Genomic DNA, 25,965 nt, shown 5'->3' with positions numbered 1-25,965 from the left:
AGATACGGCCGTGTTGTTCAGAATTAATGCCTTATACCATACAGAAGATTATTTTCAGGAATATGCGGAAAGGAAAACTTGGGCAATAGATCCGGGTTTAACTTATTTGGTAAATGATCACTTAACATTAAATTTCGATCTTGAGTTATTTCAAACTTCCGGAAATACTAATTTTTATAGCAAAGGAAATAAACTAAATGTTAAAAAGTTTACATATTTACCGTATAATCCCAAAAAATCTTTATCTGATAAAGATTTAGTTAGTGATAACGATATAATAAATGTTTTTGCAGAGGCAAAATATAAAATATCAAATACTTGGATTTCGCAAACTCTGTACTCTTTTTCAAAGTCTGAAAATAAAGCAAATTATCTGTTTTTAACCTTCTTAGACAATGAAAACATTCAAAGAAAGATTATGAAAGTTCCTAGTACCTTTAATCGTTATAACGCACAACAAAACTTTATAGGTAAATTTAATTTAGGGAGAGTAAAAAACGAGTTTATTGCAGGATAGACTATTTATATTACACTAATGAAGATAAAAGATCGCAAATAGTGTATGACGAAATAAATATTTACCAAGCAGATTTATCTTTATCTATAGATAAATACAATTCATTGATTGCTGCGGAACCCCCATTTGCACAATATTTCAGAAAACATAATATATTAGGAATTTATGTTTCAGATGTTGTTAAAATAAAAGATCGGTTAAATTTACTCATGTCATTAAGAATGGATTATTATAAAGCTAAAGGCGGTAACTATCTAAATATAAAATCATATAACTACGACGATTCCCAAACTTCTTGGTCTCCTATGTTCGGCCTAGTATACGAAATAATTAAAGATAATTTATCATTTTTTGGAAATTATATGGATGGGTTTAGTAATGTGGTAGATACCAGTTCACCTGTTGGTCAAAAGAAGAGTTATAAACCTGAACATGCCAACCAATGGGAAGGTGGAGTGAAGTTAGATATGTTAGATCATAAAATAGTATCCACGATTAGCTATTATGATATAAAAGTAAAAAACTCTTTACGAACTGTTTCAGACGGAACAGACATCTATACGGTTCAAGATGGTACTAGAAAAAGTAAAGGAATAGAAGTTGAGATAAAAGCTGCACTAATAAGTGGATGGAATATTTTTATCGGATATGGATATAATGATAGTCGCCATAAAAAAGCTAATGCTTCCATTGAGGGTAAACATCCTTATAATACCCCCTATAATTCTTTTAATTTTTGGACCGATTATGCTCTTACCCAAAACAAATTAAAGGGAGTAGGGATAGGAATGGGTATGAATTCCGTAGGAAAATCATTTTGGGATGATGTTAATACCTTTATTATTTCAGGATACACCACATTAGATATGAGTATTTTTTATAATACTGATAACTATAAAGTTTCTCTAAAAATGAATAATATAACAGATAAAACATATTGGACGAGCAGCTATTGGGCACAACCACAAAAACCAAGACAAATCCTAGCATCGTTAAGTTATAATTTTTAATATAAATTAATATATGAAAAAAAATCTAGTACTAATAATAGGTATGGTTTTATTTATTACATCTCTATATGGACAAGAAGAATTGAATGTTGGTAAAAAATATAATCTTTACTCAAATGAACTACATGAAAATAGAGAATATTGGATATACCTTCCTGATGGATATGAATCCTATAAAGAAAAGTAACCAGTGATTTATTTACTTGATGGAGAATCTAATTTTTTTACCTTAGTTGCCGTGCAGAAGGCATTGACAAAGGGAATGTATAATTATATGCCGGAGTCCATTATAGTAGGAGTTGTAAACACGAATAGAACCAGAGATTTGACGCCCAGTAAATCTTTTCTCAAGAGAGACGGGAATATTTTTTTTGAAAACAGTAGAGGTGCGGAAAAATTTTATAATTTTTTAATTGAAGAATTAAGACCTCATGTAGACTCAACCTATAGATCCAATAATTATAATATATTGGTCGGACATTCATTTGGAGGTTTATTTGCCATAAATACATGGGTGCATCATCCATTGTCTTTTAATTCTTACGTATCCATAGATCCTAGTTTATGGTGGGATAATAGAAAAATAATTAAAGAGTCAAAAGATATTTGGAAGAAGATAGGCTATAAAGGAAAAAACTTATATATAGCTATGTCTAAAAAGGACAAACAAGGAAATAATGAACATTCCGATGCTATAAATGATTTTTGTCAAGAATTATCCAGTGAAAATTCATTGAAAAATAATTTATTAAGATTCAAATGGAAATACTATCCTGAGGAAGATCATGGAACTATAATTATGCCGGGAATTTACGATGCATTTAAATTTATTTTTCAAGGGATTACTTTACCTGTTAAGAAAATTCCTAAAAACCCGGAATTAATAGACAAATATTATAACAAACTATCATCAGAATTGAATTATACATTTGAACCTTCTGAAAACTTACTTTAAACTTGGCGGAATATGCGCTTTCAGTTGGTGAAACGGAGGGAGCATTAAAAATCATTGAACAAAATATAAAATTAGATCCTGAAAATGCGAAAATCAGAGAAATTGAAAGAAATATTCGTAAAGAATTCAAACTAAATAATTAACTAAGAAAATTTTGAAATAATTGGAATGAAAAATAACTTAATAAGTAAAAAAGCCTCAAAATCTAATTTTGAGGCTTTAATAATCCTAATAATAGGAATTATTTTTTTTTCTAGGAGGATAGTAATTAAAGATTTTTTGAAATGCATTATTAATTTGTTTTTCTTTATTATTCATATCACCCACATCAAAACCTTCTACGATACCTTCCCAAACTAAAATATTTTTTTTAGAATCAACCAAGTGAAAAGTCAATTTTCCTTCACGAGTTTCATATACGGTACTTGTAGGAGCCCAATAATACCCCCAGCCCCATGGACCATTCCAATAAGGGTCATTATAAACATTAATTACTTTTTTAGATGAAGCAAGTACATTTACTATAAGATCCCCATTAGTACTTTCGGTTAGTCCTTTATTTTCTAATTGTTGTTTCAAAGCCCTTGTAATTCGACTTTTATCTATGTCATTCATTTTTAATTTATCTATTCCTTGCTGATAAATTGTAAAAGACTTATAATTTGAAAAATCGACTGTTTTATCATAGTCATAGGAGGTAGTTAATGCACAACTTGATAGTAAAATACAAAAAGCAGCCATGACTAAAAGCTTTAATTTCATAGACATATTTATTTTAATTAATATTTTAGGTTAAAAATTGACAATCTAATATTATACCAAAATTTATAAAAATAGCAAACAATTCCAACATTATAAATTATAAATATTATACAATTAGAAAATCATATAAAATAACTAAAAATTAATTGATTAAAAACTTGTAAATTTGCGAAAAAATTAGCTATATATAAGGCTGAAAAAAAAATAATTTAACTAAATGAATAATAAGATTATTGCTATAGACTTTGATGGGACAATAGTAGAAGATAAATACCCTGAAATAGGAAAACCAATGATTTTTGCGTTTGAAACTATGAAAAGACTTCAAAATAAAGGTTTCCGTTTAATACTTTGGACCTATAGACAAGGTGAAAAATTAGACGAGGCAGTTAAATTTTGTTATGAGAATGGAATTGAATTTTATGCAGTAAACTCCAGTTTTGAAGGAGAAATATTTGATATTAAAAATCAAAGTAGGAAAATAAATGCAGATTATTTTATTGATGATCGAAATTTAGGAGGTTTTCCAGGTTGGGGAGAAGTATATGAAATTATAAAAGAAAAAATAGAATTTGGAATAGAAGGAAAACAGATATTAGCCTATTCTAAACGTAAACATAAAAATAAGAGAGGTTTTTTTTCAAGAATTTTTAACTTATGATACAATTAAAAACAAAAGATGAAATTGAATTGATGTATGAAAGTGCTCAATTAGTTTCTAAAACTTTGGGTATGTTGGCTAAAGAAGTAAAACCTGGAGTTACTACATTACACCTGGATAAATTAGCGGAAGAATATATAAGGGATAATGGGGCAATTCCCGGATTTTTAGGTCTATATGATTTCCCTAATACTCTTTGTATGTCACCCAATGAACAAGTGGTTCATGGAATACCTAATAACAAGCCACTTAAAGAAGGAGATATTATTTCTATTGACTGCGGAGCTTTAAAAAATGGTTTTTATGGAGATCAGGCCTTTACATTTGCTGTCGGGACTATTGATCCTGAAATTGATAAAATGATGCGTATAACAAGACAAAGTTTATATGCAGGTATTAAAAAATGTAAAGTTGGAAATCGAATAGGGGATGTAAGTTTTGCTATTCAATTGATTTGTGAAAATGCAGGATATGGCGTAGTACGTGAATTGGTAGGTCACGGTTTAGGAAAAGAGATGCATGAAGATCCCCAAGTTCCAAACTACGGAAGAAAAGGAAGCGGCCCAAAAATCGAAGAAGGATTAGTAATAGCCATTGAGCCGATGATTAATATGGGAACTTATAAAGTAAAATTTCATAATGACGGTTGGACTGTAACAACCAAAGATAATCTACCATCCTGCCATTTTGAACATGATGTGGCTGTAGTAGATGGAGAACCCAAATTATTGTCAACTTATAAATATATATATGAAGCATTAGGGATTTCCTCAAATGAGGAAGAAGAATTTTTATATAAATAGATAGCCGCACTAATAAATGAAGCAAATATTTAAATTTTTCTTGAATTTAATCCCTAGACCCATACTCATTAAATTCAGCTATTTTTTAGCTCCCGTATTCTCATTATTATATAGAGGAAATAAATTGGTCGATCCTATAGATGGAAAACAATATCGAAAATTTCTTCCATATGGATATGGAAATCCTAGAGAAAACGCATTATCTCCCGGAACTTTATCACTTGAAAGACACAGATTAATGTGGTTGTATCTTCAAAGGGATACGAATTTTTTTTCTGCTCGGTTGAAAGTTTTAAGCATTGCTCCTGAACAATGTTTTCTTAAACGATTCAAAGCATTAAAAAATCTGGATTATACAACGGCGGATCTTTATTCACCTATCGTAGATGTAAAAGCCGATATCCTGGATTTACCATTTAACAATTGCGAATTTGATGTGATTTTTTGCAATCATGTGTTAGAACATATTGAGGATGATTCGAAAGCTATGTCTGAGTTATATAGAGTTATGAAACCGGGAGGTTGGGGAATTTTTCAAGTTCCAATGAGATATAGTTATGAAAAAACTTATGAAGATTTTTCTATAAAAGATAGAGAAGAGAGAAAAAAACACTTTGGACAATATGATCACGTAAGATGGTACGGAATGGATTATTTTGAAAGACTTGAAAAAGTAGGTTTCAAGGTTGAAAAAGTTAAATATTATGAAGTTTTATCAGAGAAAGAAATGCAAAAATATGCTCTTTCGAATAATGAAATTCTTCCGGTCGTAAGAAAAATGGCTGAAAATTAATTAAGTTTTTAGATTAAAGTTATCCCTAAAATATGCATTCAAAAGGAAAAATAGAAAAATTAAAATTAGAATCACTAAATAGGAAATCCATAGAAGTATATAAAGAAAGTAAGAAAATTCCTGTTGTAGTATTACTTGATCAAGTACGATCCATGCACAATGTAGGATCAGTATTTAGAACTTCAGATGCCTTTTCTATTGACAAAGTTTATTTATGTGGGATAACTCCTTGTCCTCCTCATCGAGAAATACAAAAAACCGCTTTAGGAGCTACAGAAAGTGTAGAATGGGAACATCAAGGAAATATAGAAGAATTAATCATTCGCTTAAAGGAACAAGGCTACATTATAATAGGCGTAGAGCAAGTAAAAGGAAGTATAATGTTACAAGATTATTCCATAGACATGAAACAAAAATATGCATTAATTCTTGGAAATGAAGTGGAAGGAATAAGCGAGCAAATTCTTAATTTAATTGATGTTTTTGTTGAAATACCTCAATCTGGAACAAAACATTCTTTAAATGTTAGTGTTTGTGCCGGAATTGTACTTTGGGAGTGGTATCGCGCTTTAGTTACATATTAAAAAATGAAATGAAGAAAATTATTTTTTTAAAAACTCATCTTATTTTATATATTTTGTAAGGAAATGTAATTAGTTAAAATCCAAGTTGAGATGAGAAATAACAATTGAAAAATATAAATTTTTTGAATGAATATTAAATAATACTATGTAAATCTAAATAAAAAATATTTTTATGAATTGATAGTATGTTTTAAGATAAAAGTTCGGAGTTTTAATTATCCGAACTTTTTATATTATTTACTCAGGATAAGCAATTACATCTCCAGTATATATGCAAATACAAGAGGAGCTACAATTGTAGCATCACTTTCAATAATGAATTTAGGGGTATTAATGTCTAGTTTTCCCCAAGTAATTTTTTCATTAGGAACAGCTCCTGAATACGAGCCATAGCTGGTTGTTGAATCGGATATCTGACAGAAATAACTCCAGAACGGTACATCTTCCCATTCTAAATCCTGATACATCATAGGTACAACACAAATTGGGAAATCTCCTGAAATTCCTCCTGCAATTTGGAAAAATCCAACTCCTTTACCACCGGAATTATTGCGATACCATTCGGTAAGGTAAATCATATATTCTATACCTGTTTTCATGGTAGAAGCTTTTAAATTTCCCTTGATAACATTTGCTGCAAATATATTTCCCATAGTACTGTCTTCCCAGCCTGGAACCACAATCGGTAAGTTCTTTTCAGCAGCTGCTAACATCCAGCTGTTTTTCGGATCTATTTCGTAATACTGTTCCAACACTCCTGAAAGTAGCATTTGATACATATATTCATGAGGAAAATATCTTTCTCCTTTCTCATCTGCATTTTTCCATATTTTTTCAATATGTTGCTGAATTCTTCGGAAAGCCTCCTCTTCAGGAATACAAGTATCTGTAACACGATTTAAATGATTTTCCAACAATTCCCATTCTTGTTGCGGAGTAAGATCGCGATATTCTGGAATTCTCTTATAATGAGAATGAGCAACTAAATTCATAATGTCTTCTTCAAGATTAGCTCCGGTACAAGAGATAATAGACACTTTATCTTGGCGGATCATTTCTGCCAAAATTTTACCTAATTCAGCGGTGCTCATTGCACCTCCCATAGTAATCATCATTTTTCCCCCATCTTTAAGATGAGCTACATAACCTTTAGCAGCATCTACTAAGGTTGCAGAATTGAAATGTAAAAAATATTTCTCAATAAATTCCGAAATAGGTTTATTCATTGTAAATTCTAATTTTTATATATTAAATTAAACATTTTTTGTTTTTTTTTCAGGAAATGTAATTGAAAGTAATACTGAAATTATTAATACTCCCGCGACTACTCCTAACGACACAATCGATGAAATATGTAAAAATGGGGCAATCAACATTTTAATGCCTATGAAACTCAATATGATTGCTAATCCATATTTTAATTTACTGAACATATACATAAAATTAGCTAGTAAGAAATATAGAGATCTCAATCCTAAAATAGCAAATATATTAGATGTATATAAAATAAAAGGATCATTAGGAGCTACAGCAAAAATAGCCGGTATAGAATCGACTGCAAAAATTAAATCCGTGAATTCTATAATCACTAAAGCTGTAAATAAGGGAGTTGCCATTTTTATACCCTTCTTTATGGTAAAGAATTTACTTCCATCCAACTCATCGGAGACCTTAAAAAAACGTTTAACGAAACGAGCACCGAAACTTTCATTCAGATTTTTTTTATCCTCACCTTCGTCATCTTTTGAATTCCATGAATGAATCCCTGCATAAATGAGGAAGAAACCGAAAATAGTTAAAATTATATTGGGTCTGAAAAACTGCAATTGATCATAGTTAGCATGCTCTGCACTTTCTTGGTTTAATATAAAATGAAAATTACCGATTGAAAAGGGAGGAAGATAAGTCTTATTAATCATTTCAACACCTAGGAAAATGAAGACTGCTCTAAAAGCTAGGGCACCTATAATTCCCCAAAATAAAATTTTATGTTGAAATTCTTTAGGTATTTTAAAAAAACCAAAGACCATGATAAACACAAAAAGATTATCTACTGATAATGCTTTTTCAATCCAATAAGCAGATTGAAATTGAGAAAATTTCTCAAGAGCAAAGCTCGATCCGTCAGCTTGGCTAAATACAAAATATATAATTCCACTAAAAATCATGGCTAATGAAATCCAGACTACGGACCAAATAGCTGCTTCTTTATTGGAAATTACATGCGATTTTTTATTAAGAATTCCCAAATCAAGTAGAAGCATAATAATAATCGAAACCGCGAATATGGTAATTAATCCCGGATGATTAAGCATATTGTCCTGCATGTACAGCTATTTTTAAATTATTAAATTCAAAGTTAATTATTTTTATATAGAACGGCAAAAAGTAAAATCAATTTAAAATTGTCTGAATCGTGAAATATGGTAAAGCTTATAAAAGATAAAAAAGTAAATTGTATAATATTAATTAAGTATTTGTAATTTTACAAAAAAATGAGAATATCAGACTTACATACAATAGAATTAGATGGTATTGATAAAATCATTTTAAAAGCCTTAATGGAGAATTCGAAAGCTCCTGTCTCAAATATAGCTAGACAAGTGGGAGTTTCTTCTACAGCCATTCATCAAAGAATAAAAAAATTGGAGGCTGCAAAAATAATAGAAGATCCGATTACCCCGCTAAATTATAAATTATTGGGATACAAAACTACTGCCTATGTAGGAATTTTTTTGGAAAAATCTGCACAATACCAAGAAGCTATAATGAGCATGATGAAAATTCCAGAAATTATAGAAGCGCACTTCACAACTGGCAATTATGCAATTTTCATTAAAATATTATGTAAGGATAATGATCATCTTATGTCGGTATTAAGAAATGAAATACAAAATATAAAAGGTATAGAAAGAACTGAGACAATTATTTCATTAGAGCAAAGTATTTCACGCCAAATCATACCTTGAAATCAATTAAAACTTTAAGATAAATGGATATTAGAAAATATTTAGATTCAACTTACCTTAAGTTGGCATCACAAAGTGGATTGACAGAAGAGCAAACTTTTGAAGAAGTTAAAAAACTTACCAATGAAGCAATTGATAATCAATTTTATTTGGTCATGATTCGTCCCGAATATGTTAAAAAAGTAAAAGAAATGATTCATAGCGTCAATTCCGATGTGAAGGTAGGAACAGTAATTGGATTCCACGAAGGAAATTATTCAATTGATGAAAAACTTACGGAAGCTCAAAAAGCGATAGAGGATGGAGTTGATGAGCTGGATTATGTTATTAATTATGAGGCTTTTAAAAAAGGGGACATAGATTTAGTTAAGCAAGAATTTATTTCAGGAACTATTTTAGGTTTAAAAGCATCTAAGGTCGTAAAATGGATTATTGAGATTGCAGCACTTTCAGATGAACAAATAAAGTCTATTTGCTATTATTTTTCAACATGGGCTCAAGAGACTTTTAATAAAGATGATTTTGGTAAAATTTTTGTAAAATCTTCAACAGGTTTTTATCAAACAGAAGATGGGAAGCCGAATGGAGCAACTTTCCCTGCAATTGAAATTATGCTTAATTATTCAAAACCTTTACCTGTAAAAGCTGCGGGTGGTGTTCGTACTTATGATGAAGCTGTGAAAATGATTGAAATGGGTGTAAAAAGAATAGGAACATCCTCTGCCAAATCTCTATCTGAAAAAGGTGATTCAAAAAATTCATATTAATGAAAAATTTAATTAATGTTGCTCTAAGAGCAGCAATAGATGCTTCAAAAGAAGTACACAAAATATATGATGAAGGCTTTTCTGTTTCAATAAAAGAAGATAAATCACCCGTTACCTCGGGTGATCTAAAATCTAATGAAATCATTACAGCATATTTAAAGCAAACCTCTATTCCTATACTAAGTGAAGAAACTGAGCATGAATCAGAAAGTGTAATTGCAGGATGGCAAAAATATTGGTGCATTGATCCTATTGACGGTACAAAAGAATATGTTAATAAGACTGGAGAATATTGTATTTCCATAGGTTTGTTGACATCAGAAACTTCTTTATTGGGGGTTTTAGCAGCCCCATCATTAGAATTATTTTATTTTGCTGCTGAAGGTTTAGGTAGTTATAAATGGAATGGAAAATATGAAGATTTATATGAACTATTAAATGAAGAAGATGTTACTGAAAAAATATTGGAAAAATCTGTGAAACTCCCTTTAAAGATTGATTTAAAGAATTATACTATATTAACAAGTCGCTCTCATTATAGCTCTATAGATAAAGAATATATTGAAAAACTAAGAATACAGCATCCAAATTTGGTTATGTTTCAAATGGGAAGTGCTATTAAGATAGGATTAGTTGCAGAAGGAAAAGCAAATGAATATGCAAGATTGAGTCCGATTAATTTTTGGGATATTGCAGGAGGGCATGCTATTGCTAAATATGCAGGCTTGGAAATAGTAGATTATGAAACGAAAAAACAGATTACGTATAAGAATTTTTCAACTTTAAAAATATCAGGTTATATTGTAAAAAATATTTAGCATATTTTTAATTACATAATATACTTTTATGAAAAAAAAAATTTTAATAATATTAACTTTTGTTTTCTTATGTAATGCGTGCGATAAGCAATATAAAGTTATAGATGGAACCACTAAAGAAACTTTTAATAAAAGTATTAAGTCTATATCTTCCAAGTTAACTATCCTTCAACGGGATAAAATGCAAGAAGCTATTAAATTAATTTATAAGTTTAAAACTGAAGGGCAAGATGAAAACAACAGGTGGGAGCAACTTTATAAATTACTTGATGGAAAAAATACGGAGCAAATTTTTGATATAGCTGAAGATATTGCAAAAAAAAATAAAATACCTTGGTCAAGTACTTCTATGAATTCAGTGGATCCTTCAGTTTTCGATAAGGATATAAAGCCCTTAACAGTTGCAGAACAAAAACTTAAACAAATAGAGGAGGCCACTCGTATTAATATTAGATTTACACCTATTGATAAAGATGCTGCAGTGAACGACGGCTTTTACCTATATCCGGAATTAGTAGACGATACAGGATTAGCAGTTTCTTATAAAGATTTACCCTTAAATTTATCCATATCATTTATAAATAACGGTGTTATCGTATATATGATACAAAGAGAGATAAACTCATCAGAAATAGGCAATCCCACTTTAAAGAAAGGAATAAAAATCCTTTATTCCATGTTTGAAAATAAAAAGTTAACTACTTCAAATATTGATGTGGAGGCTAAGATTAATGTTGCAAATAAATATCTATATGGAAAACTTTCAGGAATTCCTATTGATTTAAATAAAACAAGAGATGCATTATCTCCTATAGAAAATGAGATTAATAAACAAGTAGCTTTAGATAATGTTAAAAAATTTATACAATTGATAGGTTCTAAACAATTCTCTCAAGCATATAGTTTGACACAAAATCCTAAATGGTCATCTTTGGAAAACTTTTCTTCCACATCCAACGGATTTGGAACGATTGCAGAAACTAATTTATTAAATGCGGAATCGGAAGAAATTATTAAAGATCAATTAACTGTTATAGCCCAATATCAGATTAAAGATCTAAATGGAAAAATAAAAACTTTAACTCAAAATTTTATTTTAAAAAAAATAAAAGATAATTGGTTAATTACTAATACAGAAACTAAAGAAATAAAAGAAGATACTTGGAAGTAAATTTTTAGGTATGAATAAAAAATTAATTTAATGAAAGAATTAAGTTTAAGTAAAGAAATCGATTTACATGTTGATAGGGTTCAGGATTTTCCTATAGAAGGAGTACAATACAAAGATATTTCTCCAATATTTCTAAATCCTGAGTTATGTACTAAAATTGTAAAAAAATTTGCAGAGTTAAGTAAAGGAAAAGTGGATGCTGTATGTGGTATTGAGAGTAGAGGATATTTATTTGGAGTTCAAATTGCAAGAGAACTTAATCTTCCTTTTATTTTAGTGCGTAAAGCTGGAAAATTACCTCCTCCGATAATTTCACAAGAATATGACTTGGAGTATGGAAAAGCAATAATAGAAGTAAAAAAAGGACATATACAGCCGGGACAAAGAATTTTAATACACGATGACGTTTTAGCGACTGGAGGAACGGCAGCTGCTTGTGCAAAATTAGTAGAGAATTGTGGAGCTTTAGTTTCTCAATTTAGCTTTTTAATAGGACTGTCTTTTTTAAATGGAATTGGTGAATTAAAAAATCATACGCAAGATATTCAATTACTATTGGAATATTAATTGAATTCAAAATAATTTTATAAAGTAATAACGCTCTGTTTAATGAAAAACAGAGCGTTATTTATAGATGAAATTTTAACTAAGTATCAATTTTTATCCCAGATTAATTTAGTTTTCATATCATCAGTTCCTCCCATGTTTTTAACAGCCTCGTAATAATTTTTAGTATTCTGAGTGGAAAGATGAGAGGGGTAGGGAATACGAGTTGGTAAGTCAGTCATACCAAAAACTAACGGTTTAAATTCGTAGCTAGTTCCTGCGGGAAAGGTTGGGTTTTCGGGAAGAGCATACGTTTTTCCAGGTAACAATAAAGTTTTAGGATATCCGGTTCTTCTATATTCTGCCCAAGCTTCATGAGGTTGCATATAAAGCGCAATATATTTTTGGGTAAGTACATTTTCTTCGTTGGCTATCGGTAACTTACTTAAGAAATCGGCTTGATCTTTAGTAGATACTCCCCATCTTTCAAGAGAAGCTTTTACACCTTCTTGATAATATCCATTATCCCAATTATTTAATTCGGATAATATAAATTGAACTTCAGCATATTCCATAAGAACCTCACCTCTATCTATATGTAAAACATCATAACTTGGATATGAAATTTTGTCAGCGGAGAAAACTTCAGAAGCCATTGCACTTGTAATACCGTATGGCATACCTTCATAATCACTTAAATTTGAAGAAGAAACATAAGTATTATTTTTAACATCATCAATTTTTGCCTTTTTAGGAGATGCAAATTTGTGAAGTCTTGGATCAGCAGAAAAAGTACCTAATTTTCCTTTTAATAAGTCAATAAAAGTATTGGTGACAGCAAAGTCGGTTCTATTTTTAACAAAATAGGCCCTCCACATAGGATTAGCATCTGAGGTAGTAGTTCCATAGGCAAATATGGCATTATCTTCATTAGAAGTAAATACACCCTGCGAAATTGCATCATTTGCTTCAGTTATTACTTTAGGCATTATCTCTTTTAAACGATTGGCTAAACGTAAACGTAAAGAATTAGCAAATTTTTTCCATTTTGCTGCATCTCCATTATACATATGATCTCCTGTTGAAACATTTTTATTCAGAATAAGTTGAGCTGAGGCTTCTTTTAATTCTTTCAAGATGTCTTTATAAATAGTATCTTGTCTTACAAACTTGGGAGTTTTGTACTTTTCAACTTGTAAGGCTTGAAAATCTGGATTTGATTTTCCACCATAAGACCAATAAGGAACATCTCCATATGTATCTGTAAGTTGCATAAATAAATAGCTTAGCATAATCCGTGCAATTGCTGTTTGGTTTTCAATAGCACCAAATTGTACATTAGTTAAAGGATCGGATTCTACCAGTTCTATAGAAGTTTTAAGATTTTCAGCGGCTCGATAATAATCTTTCCATAAATTTTGATTAGCACCATCTCTATATTGATAAAGATCTTCTTCCGTATAATTTAGTTGACACCAGTATTGGATCCAAGGTAAAACCATCCTTCCTGACCCCCATTCATCTCTGGTATTATCAATAAAATATCGGCATCCAAATCTAAAAGTTGTATAACCCGGAACTTTCTTCGGATTATTAGGATCAGTATTTATATTATCAAAATCATTATCACAAGATATAGCTGAAAATAATAGGATAATGAGAGAACTGATATATGTAAGTAGTTTTTTCATGGTTGAATTTTTAAATTAGAATTTGACTTGCACATTAAGTCCAAAAGATCTCGTAGTAGGCATAGAACCTCCCTCAATTCCTGAAGCATTTCCACTTCCATAATTTGCAACTTCAGGATCCATGGATTTCCAATCAAGCCCCCAAGCAAAGAGATTTCTTCCAAATGCCGAAAAAGTAATAGAATTGATATAATCACCTAAGTATTGGCCGGTAAGTGTATAAGATACTGATAGTTCACGTAATTTTACAAAATCTGCATCAAAAACATTTTGAGCGGAAGGACCATTAAAAAAATGTTTAGAATATTCTGATGCTGATACTCTAATATCGTTAGGAGTACCATCTTCTTTAACACCATCTACAATAATACCATTTTCTCTTATATTGTTATCCGCTGTTTGAGGAAGTATTCCTGAATTCATTCCTAACATATAAGTGGTCGAAAAATATTTTCCGCCTTTTTGCCAATCAATTTGTAAACCTAAACTCCAATTTTTATAAGTAAAAGAATTTCTAAAACTCATATTGAAATCAGGAAGTATTGATCCTAATGGTACATTATTTACGGTTTTTAAATATAATCCATCCTTACCTACAACTTTTTTTCCATCCTTGTACACAAAATCAGTACCGTATATTTGACCATATCTATAGCCAGGAATTGCTACAACAAATGCATTGAAAGGTGCTTTAGCTATTGTTAGGGATGTTAAATCTTCTGCAAGAGATTTGATTTCATTATCAGATTTTGAAAAATTATAATTAAAATTCCATTTAAAATTTTCTGTTTTAATTGGAACAATATTAAGAGATACTTCTACGCCTTTATTTACTAGTTTTCCTGCGTTCATCAATGCATTATAGAACCCTGCAGAGCCATCTAAAGGTACTTTAGTAATTAGATCCTTTGTCGTAGTTTGATAAAATGAAATATCTCCACTTAGTCTACTTTTAAACAGTTGAAATTCTATTCCAACTTCATAAGATTCTAATTTTTCCGGTTTCAGATTATTAGTTTTAGCTGTAGTTGTTAGCCAAAACCATGGATCTTTTAAAAATAAACTTTCATAGTCTGGTTCGCTTTCAATGTCAAAATTATAGAATGTATTAATTAATTGATATGGATCAGTATCATTCCTTACTTCAGAATATCCTCCTCTGATTTTCAAGAAATTCAACCAATTGCTTTCAAGGTATCTAGTGATAACAAAGCTTGTAGCTACAGAGGGATAGAAAAAGGAATTATTTTTAGAAGGAAGTGAAGATGACCAATCATTTCTCCCGGTTGTTTCTAAAAATACAAAATTATCGTATCCTAGGCTTAAAGAATAAAATAAACTATTTACTCTTTTTTTCTCCTTTTGATTCAACACAATCGAAGGTTCCATTGAATTGTTTAAATTATACCAATCTCTGATGACTAAACCTCCTTTGGTTTTTCCATACATATATCTATATTTATAATCTCTTCTATTTGTTCCAGCAAAAGAATTAAGAGAGAAATTACCTATGTTTTTATCGTAATGAACAGTGGCTTCGTAGTTTAAATCTGTATATTTTCTTTCAGAAGTTATATATTCAGAAAGCGAATGAGAACCTACTGCTGTTTTTTCACTTATATGGGTCGTATAGGTATCAAGCATTACTTTTCCGTTAACATATAGGTCATTAGTAATGTTATAAATTAATCCTGCTGTACCAAATAAGCGATCCCTATTATCTTCATTAGTATTTTTGTATACCGTCCAATATGGGTTGTCAGAATATGCGGGATTTGAGTTATTCCAACTTCTTCTATTCCAAGTTCTTTGAGTTCCATCAGCTAACTGATATTTTTGGAGGTCTTTATAATCTAAAGATGTTTGTCCAAATTGAAACATTTTTTGCAAAATATTGCTGTTACTATATCCAACTTCTGGTCTATTAAATCCTTTAGTTGATGTATAAGTTGCAGAAGCATCCAATTTTAGATCGTCAGATAATTTGGAATTTAAATTCATTGATAATGAATTTTTTGTTAAATCTGAATTAGGCGTTATTCCCGATGATTTTGAATTGTTATAGCTTACTCTTACATTGGTATTTTCAATGCTCCTACTAAATGAAATACCATTATTATGAGTGATTCCGGTTTTAAAAAATTCTTTATAATCGTTTTTCGGGTAGATCCATGGTTTTGCTTTTAAATAATCGTCAGCAAATTCCGGGTCAAATGCATTCCAATGTAAGACATTTACATTAGGATCGTATTTTGGTCCCCACGATTCATCTGTTCTATAATCGACGATTAAAAAATCTACCCCATTAATATTTTGAGTAACGAACTTATTACTTCCACCTCCGCCATATAATTTTTGTTGATGAGGCATTTTATATATTTTATCAAATACAACCCCTGAATTAAGGACAATTTCGGTTTTTCCTCTTTTTGCCTTTTTAGTGGTAATCATGATAGCACCATTCATAGCTCTTGATCCATATAAAGCAGCAGCCGTTGCGCCTTTAAGTACTGATATATTTTCGATATCGTCAGGGTTTATATCGCCAAATGTATCCCCATAATCTATACCACCAGCTCCTCTTTCTGTGCTTTTTGAATTTATATTTTGATCAATTAATGGTATTCCATCTACCACTATAAGTGGCTTATTAGATTGAGAAAGAGATCTCATACCTCTTAGTCTTATTTGCGTTGAACCTCCTATAGTTCCACTATTATTGATCACTTGTAGTCCTGAGACCTTTCCCGAAAGTGAGTTTATAGGATTAGTTTCTCTGGTTTTAGAAAGATCATCTCCATTTACAGATTGAGTTGCATATCCTAAAGATTTTTTTTCTCTTGTAATTCCTAAAGCCGTTACAATGACATCATCAAGTACTTTTTCTTTTCTTTTTGAGGGATCATCCCTTTCTGTTTTCAAAGGCTTAAGTACAACATCGTAAAAACTTTGGTCATTAACAATAAAACTTGCGGTTTCATCATCAAAAGATAAAATTTCAATCGTTTGTCCTGGTTCAGCATCTATTGAAAATTCTCCTGCGTCATCAGTATAAGTTTTTTTGGTAGATCCTTGTATCATAACGGAAACATCTGCTTGAGGCTGTCCATCACTCCCAAGAACTTTCCCGCTAATCGTTTTCATCTGAGCCCAAACAAAAGCCGTGCTCATGAAGATAAACAAAAATCCTAAGAAAATTCGGTTTATTCTCATATTTAATACATTAATTTATCTCTTCAAAGATATAATATATTTTTTAATTATGTTAAAATAATTGTTAAATAATTAAATAATTCTCAAATTTAATTAGTTATTTAGTTGGCTATATTATAAATTACGCTTCTTTTATGATGTTAGTAATTAATATATTAACAAAAAAAGCCGAGATATATCTCGGCTTTTTTATAAATAATTTGTTTATTTTTATTTATGCTTGACCTTTTGGTCCAAAATTTAAATGATAGGTATCATCTTTAACAGCTCCAAATTGTTGCTCATATTTTTGAATATTATCAGTTAAAGCTGTTAATAATCTTTTTGCATGTTCAGGAGTTAAGATGATTCTTGATTTAACTTTAGCTTTAGGTACACCCGGCATAATCTGAATAAAATCTACAACAAATTCAGTCGGTGAATGATTTATTAGTGCCAGATTTGAAAATACTCCTGAAGCTACTTCATCAGTTAATTCAATATTTAAGTCTTGTTGATTCTGATTTTGATTTTCCATTTCGAATTGTTTTTAAATTTTTTCGGTTATCATTTCCTCAAATTCTTTATTCGAACCTACCACAACATTTTGATATTCTGTTAAACCAGTACCAGCAGGGATTCTGTGCCCTACAATTACATTTTCTTTCAATCCGTTTAGGTAATCGATTTTACCTGCAACAGCAGCTTCATTTAATACTTTAGTAGTTTCTTGGAAAGAAGCTGCAGAAATAAATGATTTAGTTTGTAATGACGCTCTTGTAATACCTTGTAAAACAGGACTTGCAGTAGCCGGAAGTGCTTCACGAGCTTCAACTAGTTTTTTATCTTCACGTTTTAATTTAGAATTTTCATCTCTAAGTTCTCTTGAAGAAATTATTTGCCCTGGTTTTAATTCTAGGCTGTCTCCAGGTTCAGTTATAACCTTCATTCCGAAAATACGATCGTTTTCTTCGATGAAATCAATTTTGTGCTCTAAATTTCCTTCTAAGAATTTGGTATCACCAGCATCTACAATTTCAACTTTAGTCATCATCTGACGAACAATAATTTCAAAATGTTTGTCATCGATTTTTACCCCTTGTAATCGATATACTTCTTGGATTTCGTTTACTAAATATTCTTGAACTGCTGTTGGGCCTTTAATGTTAAGAATATCATTCGGGGTTATTGCACCGTCTGACAAGGCATCTCCTGCATGTACAAAGTCATTTTCCTGAACAAGAATCTGATTGGATAATTTAACCAAATATCTTTTTATCTCACCGTTTTTAGACTCTATAGCTATTTCACGATTACCTCTTTTTATTTTACCATAACTTACAACACCGTCAATTTCGGAAACAACAGCTGGATTAGAAGGATTTCTTGCTTCAAATAGCTCGGTTACACGTGGTAAACCACCGGTAATATCACCGGCTTTTGCTGACCTTCTAGGAATTTTTACTAAGATTCTTCCAGCTTTAATTTTTTCACCGTCATTTACAATAAGGTGTGCACCAACAGGTAAATTTATTGATTTTAGTACCTCATCTTTTGTATCTAGTATTTTTAAAGTAGGGATGAGTTTTTTGTTTCTTGATTCAGAAATTACTTTTTCCTCGAATCCTGTTTGTTCATCAATCTCTAGCTGATAAGTTGAACCTTGCTCAATTTGTTCGTATTCGATCTTACCGGCAGTTTCTGAAAGAATAATTGCATTGTACGGATCCCATTTGCAAATTATATCTCCTTTTTTAACTTCATCTCCTGATTTAACCAATAATGTAGATCCATAAGGTATATTGGTAAGCATTTGTATATTTCCTTCAGCATTTAATAATTTAAATTCTGTAGAACGGGAAACAACAATTAAAACTTTATTACCGTTTTCATCTTCACTTTCTACAGTCCTTATATCATCAAATTCAACTTTACCGTCTCTTTTTGCAACAATGCTGCTCACTTCTGCAACGTTTCCAGCAGTACCTCCTACGTGGAATGTTCTTAATGTAAGCTGTGTACCTGGCTCACCAATAGACTGAGCGGCTATTACACCAACTGCTTCGCCTTTGTTTATCAATTTGTTGGTAGATAGGTTTACTCCATAACATTTTGCACATATACCTTTTTTAGATTCGCAAGTTAATGGAGAGCGAACTTCTACTGACTCTATTCCGGATTGTTGAATTAATTTGGCTGTCTCAGATGTGATCATTTGATCTGCTTCAATTAATAGTTCATCTGTATCCGGGTGGTAGATATCGTGAAGTGATACACGACCTAATATTCTTTCAGAAAGAGGTTCTACAATTTCATCATTCTTTTTCAATGGGGAAATTTCAATACCTCTTAAGGTTCCACAATCTTGTTCATTAATTATTACATCTTGAGCCACATCAACTAAACGACGAGTCAGATATCCAGCATCAGCAGTTTTTAATGCAGTATCTGCAAGACCTTTACGAGCTCCGTGTGTAGATATAAAGTATTCCAAGATGGAAAGTCCTTCACGGAAATTTGAAATAATAGGGTTTTCAATAATTTCACCTCCTGATGAACCAGCTTTTTGCGGTTTTGCCATCAATCCTCTCATACCTGCTAGCTGACGAATTTGTTCTTTAGAACCCCGTGCACCCGAATCAAGCATCATGTATACTGAGTTGAAACCACCTTTGTCGGTTTTCATTCTTTGCATGATTAAATCTGTTAATCGTGCATTTGTATTAGTCCAAACGTCAATTACCTGGTTATACCTTTCATTATTGGTGATTAATCCCATATTATAGTTTGCTCTAATTCCGTCAACTTGTTCATTAGCTTCCTGAATCATAATTTTCTTTTCATCAGGAGTTTTGATATCTCCTAAGCTGAATGAAAGTCCTCCTTTGAATGCAGTAGCATATCCTAAAGTTTTCATATCATCCAAAAACTTAGCAGTAGTAGGAAAATCAGTTCTTTGTAATATGGTACCAATAATGTTACGTAATGATTTTTTAGTTAAAACCTCATTAATATAACCCACTTTCTTAGGTACGATTTTGTTAAATAATACTCTTCCTACTGTGGTTTCAATCATCTTTTCTACTAGTTCTTCTCCTTCTATAACCGTTGCTTTTACTTTAATTATAGCATTTAAATCTACGGCTTTTTCATTATAAGCAATATCTACTTCTTCAGAGGAATAGAAAATAGAACCATGACCTTTAACTTTAATTTCTTCAGTAGGTGTTAATGGCTTAGTCATATAATATAGTCCTAAAACCATATCTTGAGAAGGTACTTGAATAGGCGAACCATTTGCTGGATTTAAAATATTTTGAGAGGCCAACATTAATAATTGAGCTTCTAAAATTGCTTCTGGTCCTAATGGTAGGTGTACTGCCATTTGGTCTCCGTCAAAATCCGCGTTAAATGCTGTACAAACTAACGGGTGAAGACGAATTGCTTTACCTTCAATCATCCTTGGTTGGAAAGCCTGAATACCTAAACGGTGAAGGGTAGGGGCACGGTTTAATAAAACCGGATGTCCTTTCATCACATTTTCTAAGATATCATAAACTACCGGTTCTTTTCTTTCTATAATTCTTTTTGCAGATTTTACTGTTTTTACAATTCCTCTTTCAATTAATTTTCTAATGATAAAAGGTTTATAAAGCTCAGCTGCCATATCTTTAGGTAAACCACATTCATGAAGTTGAAGTGAAGGACCTACAACAATAACCGAACGAGCAGAATAGTCCACACGCTTACCTAATAAGTTTTGACGAAAACGTCCTTGTTTTCCTTTTAATGAATCGGAAAGTGATTTTAATGGTCTATTAGATTCAGATTTTACAGCTGATGATTTTCTGGTATTATCAAATAATGAATCCACGGCTTCCTGAAGCATACGTTTTTCATTTCGCAAAATTACTTCCGGAGCTTTGATTTCTATTAATCTTTTTAAACGATTATTTCTGATGATAACTCTACGGTATAAATCATTTAAATCGGAAGTAGCAAAACGTCCTCCGTCTAAAGGTACTAATGGACGTAAATCTGGAGGTATAACAGGTATCACTCTCATGATCATCCATTCTGGGCGATTGATACGACCGTCGGAATTAGCATCTCTGAATGATTCCACTACTTGTAATCGTTTTAATGCTTCGGTTCTTCTCTGTTTAGAAGATTCAGTATTTGCTTTATGTCTTAATTCATAAGATAAGGCATCTAAATCTATTCTTTTTAATAGCTCTTCCAAACATTCTGCCCCCATTTTAGCGACAAATTTATTTGGATCAGAATCATCCAAATATTGATTTTCAATTGGAAGTGTCTCCAATATGTCTAAATATTCTTCCTCTGTTAAAAACTCAAGATGCTCTAACTCTTCACCATTTAATTTTTTTGCTATTCCTGCCTGAATAACTACAAAGCGTTCATTATAGATAATCATATCCAACTTTTTGGAAGGAATACCTAATAAATATCCGATTTTATTCGGTAAAGAACGAAAATACCAAATATGTGCCACCGGCACTACTAAATTAATATGTCCAATTCTTTCACGTCTTACTTTTTTTTCCGTTACCTCTACACCGCATCGATCACAAACAATTCCTTTGTAACGTATTCTTTTATATTTACCGCAAGCACATTCATAATCTTTTACCGGACCGAAAATTCTTTCACAAAATAAACCATCACGTTCAGGTTTATGAGTCCGATAATTGATTGTTTCAGGTTTTAAAACTTCTCCTCTGGATTGTTGTAATATACTTTCTGGAGAAGCTAATCCGATTATAATTTTACTAAATTTGCTAGTTCTTTGTTTAACTGCCATTATTTTGTAATCAATTAAATTGAAAAAAATTTAAATTTATTAAGATTAAAAAGAATGAAATAACTAATCTTCTAATCTTACATCCAATCCTAAACCTTGTAATTCATGTAGAAATACATTAAATGATTCAGGTATACCTGGTTCAGGCATTGGTTCACCTTTAACAATTGATTCATAAGCCTTAGCTCTACCAATCACGTCATCAGATTTAATGGTTATAATTTCTCTTAAGATGTTTGAGGCTCCAAAAGCTTCTAAGGCCCAAACCTCCATCTCTCCAAATCTTTGGCCTCCAAATTGTGCTTTACCTCCTAACGGTTGCTGAGTAATTAATGAATAAGGTCCGATTGAACGTGCGTGCATTTTGTCATCAACCATATGTCCAAGTTTCAACATATAGATAACTCCAACGGTAGCTTTTTGTTCAAAACGTTCTCCTGTTCCTCCGTCGTATAAATATGTAGTACCCCATTGAGGTACGCCGGCTTCTTTAGTGAGTTCGTCGATTTGCTCAGAAGTTGCTCCATCAAAGATAGGAGTTGCAAATTTTTTACCCAGTTTTTTTCCGCACCAACCTAAAATAGTTTCATATATCTGACCTATGTTCATACGGGAAGGTACTCCTAGTGGATTAAGTACAATATCAACCGGTGTTCCATCTTCTAGGAATGGCATATCTTCATCACGCACAATTCTTGCAACAATACCTTTATTACCGTGACGACCCGCCATTTTATCACCTACATTTAATTTACGTTTTTTTGCGATATAAACTTTAGCAAGTTTTACAATACCTGCCGGTAATTCGTCTCCAACAGAAATAGTATGTCTTTCGCGATTTAGTGAACCTAGTAGATCGTTATGTTTTATTTTATAATTATGAAGCAATTCCTTAATAGAATTGTTTTTATTATCATCTAATGTCCAATTTTCTCCAGCTAAGTTAAAGTAGTCATCAATGCTTGATAAAAGCTTTTGAGTAAATTTAACTCCTTTTGGTATTACTTCTTCATTTAAATCATTATAAATTCCTTGAGAAGTTTTTCCATTTAAAAGGACATATAATTTCTCTAATAATTGATTTTTTAAATCATTAAGTTTAACCTTAAATTCAGCTTCTAATTGCTCAATTTTTAATTTTTCATCGCCTCGTTTACGTTTATCCTTAATGTTACGGGTAAATAGTTTCTTATTAATTACTACACCTTTTAAGGAAGGTTCAGCTTTTAACGATGCATCTTTAACATCTCCGGCTTTATCTCCGAATATGGCGCGAAGTAATTTCTCCTCTGAAGTTGGGTCTGATTCTCCTTTTGGCGTAATTTTACCTACTAAAATATCTCCCGGTTTAACTTCTGCTCCAATGCGAATCATTCCGTTCTCATCAAGATCTTTAGTGGCTTCTTCACTTACATTCGGAATATCTGGTGTAAGTTCTTCCATACCTAATTTTGTATCTCTAACTTCTAGAGAATACTCGTCAACGTGAATTGAAGTAAACCAGTCCTCACTTACTGCTCTTTGATTAATAACAATTGCGTCCTCAAAGTTATATCCTTTCCAAGGCATGAAAGCTACTAATAAGTTTCTACCTAATGCAAGCTCTCCATCTTCAGTTGCATAACCTTCTGTTAAGACCTGACCTTTAGATACTCTATCCCCAGCTTTAACGATTGGCTTAAGCGTAATAGATGTACTTTGATTTGTTTTTCTAAATTTAGTTAATTTATAAGTTTTACTTGCAGAATCAAAGCTAACTAATTCTTCTTCTTCAGTTCTGTCATATTTTATGGTGATAATATTAGCATCAACATATTCAACAATTCCTTCACCTTCAGCATTAATCAAGATACGTGAATCTTTTGCAACCTGGAATTCTAAACCTGTTCCTACAATTGGAGCTTGAGGTTTTAATAAAGGTACCGCTTGACGCATCATGTTAGATCCCATCAATGCACGGTTAGCATCGTCGTGTTCAAGGAAAGGAATTAATGAAGCGGAAATACCAGTAATTTGATTAGGTGCAACATCCATCAAATCTACTTTATCTGGCTCAACAACTGGATAGTCAGCTTCTTCTCTAGCTACAATTCTTTCATCAAGAATTTTTCCTTCACTATCCATATTAATGTTTGCTTGAGCAATAATTTTTCCTTCTTCTTCTTCTGCAGTTAAATATTCTGGTTCGGATTCCAAGTCTACTTTACCGTTAATAACTTTTCTATATGGAGTTTCCATAAATCCTAAGTCATTAATTCTTGCATAACAACCTAAAGAAGATATCAAACCGATATTTGGTCCTTCTGGTGTTTCAATAGGACAAATTCTACCATAGTGAGTATAGTGTACGTCTCGTACTTCGAATCCGGCTCTTTCTCTTGATAGACCTCCGGGTCCTAAGGCAGACATACGTCTTTTATGTGTAACCTCAGATAATGGATTTGTTTGATCCATAAATTGAGATAATTGATTTGTTCCAAAGAAAGAATTTATAACTGAGGTTAAAGTTTTTGCATTGATAAGGTCGATAGGGGTAAAAACTTCATTGTCACGAACATTCATTCTTTCTTTAATAGTACGTGCCATACGAGCTAGCCCAACCCCAAATTGTCCGGCTAATTGTTCTCCTACGGTTTTAACACGTCTATTGGAAAGGTGGTCGATGTCATCAACTTCAGCTTTTGAATTTATCAATTCAATTAAATACTTAACAATAGCAATAATATCGTCTTTTGTTAAAACTTGAATATCTTCAGAGATATTTAAATTCAATTTTTTATTAATTCTGTAACGCCCCACTTCTCCCAATGAGTATCGAGCATCAGAGAAAAATAATTTATCAATGATACCTCTTGCAGTTTCTTCATCAGGTGGTTCTGCATTACGCAATTGACGGTAGATATACTCTACAGCCTCTTTTTCGGAATTAGTTGAATCTTTTTGTAAAGTATTATGAATGATAGAAAATTCGTTGCTGTTCTCTTTATGAACTAAAATGGTTTTAATTCCGGAATCTATGATCAAATCAAGATGTTCCTTTTCTAAAATAGTTTCGCGGTCAAGTATAATTTCATTTCTTTCTATAGAAACAACTTCACCGGTATCTTCATCAACAAAATCTTCAAACCAAGTATTTAAAACTCTTGCAGCTAAAGTTCTTCCTAACATTTTTTTTAGGTTGGATTTGTTTACTTTTACCTCTTCTGCAAGATCGAATATTTCTAATATATCTTTATCACTTTGATAACCAATTGCACGAAGCAAGGTTGTCATCGGAAGTTTTTTCTTTCTGTCAATATAAGCATACATCACACCGTTGATATCGGTGGCAAATTCCATCCAAGATCCTTTAAATGGTATAATTCTAGATGAGTATAATTTTGCACCGTTGGCATGATAGGATTGTCCAAAAAATACACCAGGTGAACGATGTAATTGGGATACCATAACTCTTTCAGCACCGTTTATGATAAACGAACCGCTTGGTGTCATATAAGGAATAGGCCCTAAGTATACATCTTGAACTACAGTTTCAAAATCTTCATGTTCTGGGTCTGTACAATATAATTTGAGACGTGCTTTAAGTGGTACACTATAAGTTAATCCTCTTTCAATACATTCATCAATAGAATATTTTGGAGGATCAACAAAATAATCTAAAAATTCTAAAACGAACTGATTCCTTGTATCTGAAATAGGAAAATTTTCAGTAAACGTTTTAAAAAGTCCTTCGTTTTTTCTTTGATCAGGACGAGTTTCTAATTGAAAAAAATCCTGAAATGATTTAACCTGTATGTCTAGGAAATCAGGAAATTCAATTTGTCCTTTAGAGTGAGAGAAACTAAATCTCTTTGGGTTTTGAGTTTTTGACGCCAATGATTTACTCATATGATATATTAAA

22 protein-coding genes are annotated in these 25,965 nt (G+C 31.5%); 14 read left to right on the top strand and 8 right to left on the bottom strand.

From position 1 onward, the window contains the following. Positions 1-10 precede the first annotated feature (10 nt). The 5 genes from Q0T35_RS00425 to Q0T35_RS00405 are packed head-to-tail and all read left to right on the top strand — an operon-like array spanning position 11 to position 2,625. Positions 11-517, top strand: coding sequence for a hypothetical protein (locus Q0T35_RS00425; RefSeq protein ID WP_295840401.1), 507 nt, complete (start codon positions 11-13; stop codon positions 515-517). Between the two features lie 41 nt (positions 518-558). Further along, complete coding sequence (locus Q0T35_RS00420) at positions 559-1,527, top strand: TonB-dependent siderophore receptor (RefSeq protein ID WP_295840399.1); 969 nt, start codon at positions 559-561, stop codon at positions 1,525-1,527. Between the two features lie 13 nt (positions 1,528-1,540). Next, the gene (locus tag Q0T35_RS00415; RefSeq protein WP_293919121.1) at positions 1,541-1,714 is read left to right on the top strand and encodes a hypothetical protein; all 174 of its coding nucleotides are present in this window, start codon (positions 1,541-1,543) and stop codon (positions 1,712-1,714) included. A gap of 3 nt (positions 1,715-1,717) precedes the next feature. Further along, positions 1,718-2,482, top strand: a complete 765-nt coding sequence (locus tag Q0T35_RS00410; RefSeq protein ID WP_295840394.1) for an alpha/beta hydrolase-fold protein — start codon at positions 1,718-1,720, stop codon at positions 2,480-2,482. Positions 2,483-2,484: 2 nt separating this feature from the next. Beyond that, positions 2,485-2,625 carry a hypothetical protein gene (locus Q0T35_RS00405; protein ID WP_295840392.1) on the top strand — a complete coding sequence of 47 codons (141 nt, stop codon included), beginning with the start codon at positions 2,485-2,487 and terminating at the stop codon, positions 2,623-2,625. A gap of 85 nt (positions 2,626-2,710) precedes the next feature. On the opposite strand, the gene Q0T35_RS00400 is transcribed toward Q0T35_RS00405, so the two are convergent. Next, positions 2,711-3,244 carry a DUF4136 domain-containing protein gene (locus tag Q0T35_RS00400; RefSeq protein ID WP_293919118.1) on the bottom strand — a complete coding sequence of 178 codons (534 nt, stop codon included), beginning with the start codon at positions 3,242-3,244 and terminating at the stop codon, positions 2,711-2,713. 217 nt (positions 3,245-3,461) lie between these two features. Between Q0T35_RS00400 and Q0T35_RS00395 the strand changes: the two genes are divergently transcribed. From Q0T35_RS00395 to Q0T35_RS00380, 4 genes are read left to right on the top strand one after another with little or no spacing between them, the layout of a single operon-like run. Further along, entirely contained in the window at positions 3,462-3,905 is a 444-nt protein-coding gene (locus tag Q0T35_RS00395; protein WP_293919117.1) for a BT0820 family HAD-type phosphatase, read from the top strand. Beyond that, on the top strand, positions 3,902-4,708 hold the full coding sequence (gene map / locus Q0T35_RS00390) for a type I methionyl aminopeptidase (protein WP_293919115.1): 807 nt from the start codon (positions 3,902-3,904) through the stop codon (positions 4,706-4,708). Before Q0T35_RS00395 ends, map begins: the two co-directional genes overlap by 4 nt. Positions 4,709-4,724: 16 nt before the next feature. Then, positions 4,725-5,501, top strand: a complete 777-nt coding sequence (locus Q0T35_RS00385) for a class I SAM-dependent methyltransferase (RefSeq protein WP_293919114.1) — start codon at positions 4,725-4,727, stop codon at positions 5,499-5,501. Between the two features lie 32 nt (positions 5,502-5,533). Next, the gene (locus Q0T35_RS00380) at positions 5,534-6,085 is read left to right on the top strand and encodes an RNA methyltransferase (protein ID WP_293919113.1); all 552 of its coding nucleotides are present in this window, start codon (positions 5,534-5,536) and stop codon (positions 6,083-6,085) included. A gap of 254 nt (positions 6,086-6,339) precedes the next feature. Here the strand turns inward: Q0T35_RS00380 and Q0T35_RS00375 are convergent, their stop codons facing one another. Both Q0T35_RS00375 and Q0T35_RS00370 read right to left on the bottom strand, forming a co-directional pair. Continuing rightward, on the bottom strand, positions 6,340-7,311 hold the full coding sequence (locus Q0T35_RS00375; RefSeq protein WP_293919112.1) for a deoxyhypusine synthase family protein: 972 nt from the start codon (positions 7,309-7,311) through the stop codon (positions 6,340-6,342). 27 nt (positions 7,312-7,338) lie between these two features. Then, on the bottom strand, positions 7,339-8,412 hold the full coding sequence (locus tag Q0T35_RS00370; RefSeq protein WP_293919111.1) for a hypothetical protein: 1,074 nt from the start codon (positions 8,410-8,412) through the stop codon (positions 7,339-7,341). 168 nt (positions 8,413-8,580) lie between these two features. Between Q0T35_RS00370 and Q0T35_RS00365 the strand changes: the two genes are divergently transcribed. From Q0T35_RS00365 to Q0T35_RS00345, 5 genes are read left to right on the top strand one after another with little or no spacing between them, the layout of a single operon-like run. Continuing rightward, positions 8,581-9,054 carry an Lrp/AsnC ligand binding domain-containing protein gene (locus tag Q0T35_RS00365; RefSeq protein ID WP_293919110.1) on the top strand — a complete coding sequence of 158 codons (474 nt, stop codon included), beginning with the start codon at positions 8,581-8,583 and terminating at the stop codon, positions 9,052-9,054. Positions 9,055-9,077: 23 nt separating this feature from the next. After that, on the top strand, positions 9,078-9,821 hold the full coding sequence (gene deoC, locus Q0T35_RS00360) for a deoxyribose-phosphate aldolase (protein WP_295840389.1): 744 nt from the start codon (positions 9,078-9,080) through the stop codon (positions 9,819-9,821). Beyond that, the gene (locus tag Q0T35_RS00355) at positions 9,821-10,639 is read left to right on the top strand and encodes a 3'(2'),5'-bisphosphate nucleotidase CysQ (protein WP_295840387.1); all 819 of its coding nucleotides are present in this window, start codon (positions 9,821-9,823) and stop codon (positions 10,637-10,639) included. Before deoC ends, Q0T35_RS00355 begins: the two co-directional genes overlap by 1 nt. A gap of 28 nt (positions 10,640-10,667) precedes the next feature. Then, the gene (locus tag Q0T35_RS00350) at positions 10,668-11,810 is read left to right on the top strand and encodes a hypothetical protein (protein ID WP_295810242.1); all 1,143 of its coding nucleotides are present in this window, start codon (positions 10,668-10,670) and stop codon (positions 11,808-11,810) included. A gap of 30 nt (positions 11,811-11,840) precedes the next feature. Next, a complete protein-coding gene (locus Q0T35_RS00345) occupies positions 11,841-12,377 on the top strand; it encodes an adenine phosphoribosyltransferase (RefSeq protein ID WP_295810239.1) in 537 nt (178 codons plus the stop codon). A gap of 86 nt (positions 12,378-12,463) precedes the next feature. Here Q0T35_RS00345 and Q0T35_RS00340 read toward each other — a convergent pair whose 3' ends face one another. From Q0T35_RS00340 to rpoB, 5 genes are all read right to left on the bottom strand, one after another. Next, positions 12,464-14,047: a SusD/RagB family nutrient-binding outer membrane lipoprotein gene (locus Q0T35_RS00340; RefSeq protein ID WP_293917947.1), complete on the bottom strand. Its 1,584-nt coding sequence runs from the start codon at positions 14,045-14,047 to the stop codon at positions 12,464-12,466. A 15-nt stretch (positions 14,048-14,062) separates the two neighbouring features. Continuing rightward, positions 14,063-17,260, bottom strand: a complete 3,198-nt coding sequence (locus Q0T35_RS00335; RefSeq protein WP_295840385.1) for a SusC/RagA family TonB-linked outer membrane protein — start codon at positions 17,258-17,260, stop codon at positions 14,063-14,065. Positions 17,261-17,474: 214 nt separating this feature from the next. Next, a complete protein-coding gene (locus tag Q0T35_RS00330) occupies positions 17,475-17,777 on the bottom strand; it encodes a DUF3467 domain-containing protein (RefSeq protein ID WP_293917951.1) in 303 nt (100 codons plus the stop codon). Positions 17,778-17,789: 12 nt separating this feature from the next. Continuing rightward, the gene (gene rpoC / locus Q0T35_RS00325; protein WP_293917953.1) at positions 17,790-22,064 is read right to left on the bottom strand and encodes a DNA-directed RNA polymerase subunit beta'; all 4,275 of its coding nucleotides are present in this window, start codon (positions 22,062-22,064) and stop codon (positions 17,790-17,792) included. A 63-nt stretch (positions 22,065-22,127) separates the two neighbouring features. Beyond that, positions 22,128-25,952 carry a DNA-directed RNA polymerase subunit beta gene (gene rpoB, locus Q0T35_RS00320; RefSeq protein ID WP_293917955.1) on the bottom strand — a complete coding sequence of 1,275 codons (3,825 nt, stop codon included), beginning with the start codon at positions 25,950-25,952 and terminating at the stop codon, positions 22,128-22,130. Positions 25,953-25,965 lie beyond the last annotated feature (13 nt).

The organism is uncultured Apibacter sp., assembly GCF_946479295.1.
Taxonomy (GTDB): Bacteria; Bacteroidota; Bacteroidia; order Flavobacteriales; family Weeksellaceae; genus Apibacter.
This window is presented reverse-complemented; position numbering and strand designations above follow the sequence as displayed.